We start from the raw sequence: 3138 nt of genomic DNA, 5'->3' as shown, positions 1-3138 counted from the left end.
CCATGGCGCGGATGCCGAGCGATTCGAGTTCGTGGGCCTCATCGGCGTCGGGGAGGGTCTGGGCGACGGACGTCACGGCGTGCAGGACTCCACCGGCGGACAGGTCCGCGCCCTGGATGAAGTGGGCGAAGATGTCGGCCCGGCGCTCCTCGGTGAACCGGAGCCGCTGGCTGACGGTGGTGATCGTCTTCTCCGGGTCCTTGATCCGGGCCCCGGCCTTCTCCTGGATATCCCGCAACTGCCGGTTGACGTAGTCGTGGTCAAGGAACGTGCGGACGGCGTCGGCGGTCTGCGAGGTGACCAAATCGAGCGTGCGGGCCTGGGTGTTGTCGCTCCACCGGATCACCCCGTCCTGCTGTCGGCCTCCGACGTGCACGGACTTCATGGCGTCCTTGGTGATCGTCATGCCGTTGTCGCAGACCTGGACAACCAGCCGGGGCACGATCGTGAACGCGCCGCACCCGGTCTCGCTGTTGCTGATCTCGAATCCGGCGAAGACGGTCGGGTTGTCCGCGCCGCGTGCCTCGGTGAACGGGGAGCGGTAGTTGCGCAGCAGCTCGGGGGCGTAGGCGCGGACCTCGTCGGCGACAACCCGGACGTACATTTTCCGGTCCGTGAGGTCGCAGCTGTCCAGCCTGACCCGAACGCCCGCGTCGGACACGCCCGTGAGCGCGGCGGTCAGGATGTCGAGATTGTCGATGATCCGGTATCCGTTGGACAGGAACGCGCGGGCGGTGCCGGTGTCCTCGTCCTGACCGGGCCGAAGCGTGCGGATCATGTAGCTCTTGGCCTCGCGGCTCTCGTGGGTGAGCCACCCGTTGACGTTCGCGTCCCACAGCTCCGGGGCTTCGTGCCGAGTCTTGCGCAGGTAGCCCACCGGGATGCCCAGCTTCTCCGCCACACCCGACTCACACACGTCGGTGAGCTTGTACTCGGCGGCCTTGCTGGTGACACCGTCCGGAGTGATCTCGTGCTCCGCACCGTCGATGATCAGTCGGCCGCCCTCGGCGCGGATGCTCTGCACCGGGGCGATAACGTCGGTCTTGCGGGGGTGCTGGTCCTTGAGAATGCCCACGATCTCGCGGAGGCTGGCGTTACGGGTGGAGGTCCTGGCCAGGGAGATGGTCATGTGTGAGGTCCCTTCGCACGGGTTGGTCATTCGTGGGTGTCGGCCGGGGTTGCCCTCCCCGACCAGATGACTCAAGTTTAGCTCAATAAGGGTTTTGCGTCAAGCATTCAGCTAGTCGGCGACCTGGTAGCCGAGTGCAATCCGTGCGGCAATATCCTCTCGCCGTACGGAAGTTGGCGGAAACTGGGCCCGGCACGCCTCGGGCGAGACGCCCCAGTGCTCCATGAGGGCCAGCCACTCGGGGCGAGCCGCCCCGCAGGAGATCAGTTCGATGACCTCCCTGCGGCGGGCGTCGATCTCCCGCGCAGCCGAACAGCGACCCTCGGGGCGGACGTTGCCGATGAAGTCCACGCCGGAGGCGAAGACGATGCAGCCGCATGGGCGGAAGTTCCATCCGGACGGGAGCAGGGGTGACCTCCAGGATTCATGGGTCGATCTTCGGATTGCCTCCCGTCGACCCGATGATACCAGTTTACCTCCATAGGGGTTTTTGGTCAAACTTAATGGCGTGGATCGGCGCGTCGGAAAGGGGGCTGACAGGCCGTCAGATCAGCGGGCGCACCTCCCCCGGACCAGAAAAAGCAGCCGTGCCGAAGGCACAACCACATCCCCGCCGCCCCGGCGGCGACACCCACCGCCACCGGGAACGGACGGGCCGACCTCACACGGGGTCGGGTTCGGCGAGTCGCTCGTAGGCGGCTTCCTCGCGGTAGCGGTAGTAGGCCATATGGGCGAGCTCTTCACGGTCCCCCGGAACTCCACTGGCGTCGGCCAGGTGGAGCAGGGCGGTGATCAGGTCGCGGATGATCACGGACACGCCTTCCGTGTCGGCGGGCTCGCCCCGGTAGGTGGCGGGGTCGGTGGAGACGAAGGCGCGGACAGCGACCAGCGCGGAGTCGGCTACGTCGTCGGTGGTCCGCTCGGGGGCAAGTACGGGCACGGATGGACTCCTCGTCGCTCGGCGGGGGTTGGCGGATCGGGGATGCCGGTGATCATCCCGCCATGGCCGGGGTCGGCCAAGAGCCGACGGCGGGCGGGTTGGTCGGGGCGGGCGGGATGGCCTGGTTGGGCGGCCACGTCGCGTCGAACGCACCGGGTGCGGTCCGGCTGGATGCCGCGCCCTGCTGGGCGGGGCGACTCCCGGCCTTGGTGACCTCGGCCGTGGCGAAGCGCAGGGCCGGGCCGACCTCGTCGATCAGCAGCTCGGCGTAGTAGCGGCGGGGGCCCTCGGCGGGCTGATGCGAGCGCTGCTTGAGCGTGCCGGTGACGATCACGCGAGCGCCCTTCGTCAGGGACGCGGCGACGTTTTCGGCGTACTGACGCCAGACGACGCACGGCATGGAGATCGAGTCGCCGTCCCGCCAGGATCGGGTGGAGCTGTCGTAGGTCTTCTCGTTCGCGATGACGGTGAAGTTGGCCACCGCCGCCCCACCGTCGGTGTACTTGAGCGCGGGGGTCTCCGCGAGGTTGCCGATAAGGGTGATCTTGGTCTCGCCTGCCATGGTGTCGCACTCCTCTTAGCGTTCGATACGGGCGCCGCCGCGCGGGCCCAGGATGATCCGGCGGTCCGGACCATTACCGAACGGCACTCCCACGCCGGTCATCTCTTCCGCCTCGGTGAGCATCTGCTCATCGGTGATCGCGTAGAGGTCGGCGAACGACTGCCCAGTGCAGCCGCTGTAGGGATCGCGAGCCCGGGTCCGCAGTCGGTCCGCGGCCTGGCGGATCGACGTGACGGCCTCGTAGTCGCTGCTGCCGGAGAGCGGGTCGGTGAAGTACGCGATGTAACGCGGGCCCATGTCCGCCCTTCGGTTGTGCCGTGGTCTCTGTCTGTTGTTCGGGGGTGCCATCCCCTCCCAACAAGACCAATATTACCTCACTAAGGGTTTTTGGTCAAGCTTGATGGTGTGGATCGGCGCGCCGGAAAGGGGGCTGACAGGCCGTCAGATCGGGGGCGCACCTCCCCCGTCCCCCCGATAGCTGCCTGGGGTCCGGGGCAAAGAGGCCGT

Annotated in this window: 5 protein-coding genes; all 5 read right to left on the bottom strand. The window is 67.5% G+C overall.

Going from position 1 to position 3138, the window contains the following annotated elements; all coding sequences use genetic code 11:
• The coding region (locus ACXJMZ_RS36975) for a DUF932 domain-containing protein (protein WP_457034379.1) at positions 1-1129 on the bottom strand (1129 nt) is incomplete at its 3' end.
• A 111-nt stretch (positions 1130-1240) separates the two neighbouring features.
• Complete coding sequence (locus tag ACXJMZ_RS36970; protein WP_457034378.1) at positions 1241-1480, bottom strand: hypothetical protein; 240 nt, start codon at positions 1478-1480, stop codon at positions 1241-1243.
• Positions 1481-1790: 310 nt separating this feature from the next.
• The gene (locus ACXJMZ_RS36965) at positions 1791-2069 is read right to left on the bottom strand and encodes a hypothetical protein (RefSeq protein ID WP_457034377.1); all 279 of its coding nucleotides are present in this window, start codon (positions 2067-2069) and stop codon (positions 1791-1793) included.
• Between the two features lie 52 nt (positions 2070-2121).
• The gene (ssb, locus tag ACXJMZ_RS36960) at positions 2122-2631 is read right to left on the bottom strand and encodes a single-stranded DNA-binding protein (RefSeq protein WP_457034376.1); all 510 of its coding nucleotides are present in this window, start codon (positions 2629-2631) and stop codon (positions 2122-2124) included.
• A gap of 15 nt (positions 2632-2646) precedes the next feature.
• Positions 2647-2928, bottom strand: coding sequence for a hypothetical protein (locus ACXJMZ_RS36955; protein ID WP_457034375.1), 282 nt, complete (start codon positions 2926-2928; stop codon positions 2647-2649).
• Positions 2929-3138 lie beyond the last annotated feature (210 nt).

The organism is Kitasatospora sp. P5_F3, assembly GCF_054049135.1.
The sequence above is the reverse complement of the archived record's forward strand: the minus strand, read 5'-3'. Positions and strand labels throughout refer to the sequence as shown.

Excerpts from the sequence above, each read along its gene's own strand:
- ssb (WP_457034376.1), bottom strand. The coding sequence starts at position 2,631 with ATGGCAGGCGAGACCAAGATCACCCTTATCGGCAACCTCGCGGAGACC.
- ACXJMZ_RS36955 (WP_457034375.1), bottom strand. The coding sequence starts at position 2,928 with ATGGGCCCGCGTTACATCGCGTACTTCACCGACCCGCTCTCCGGCAGC.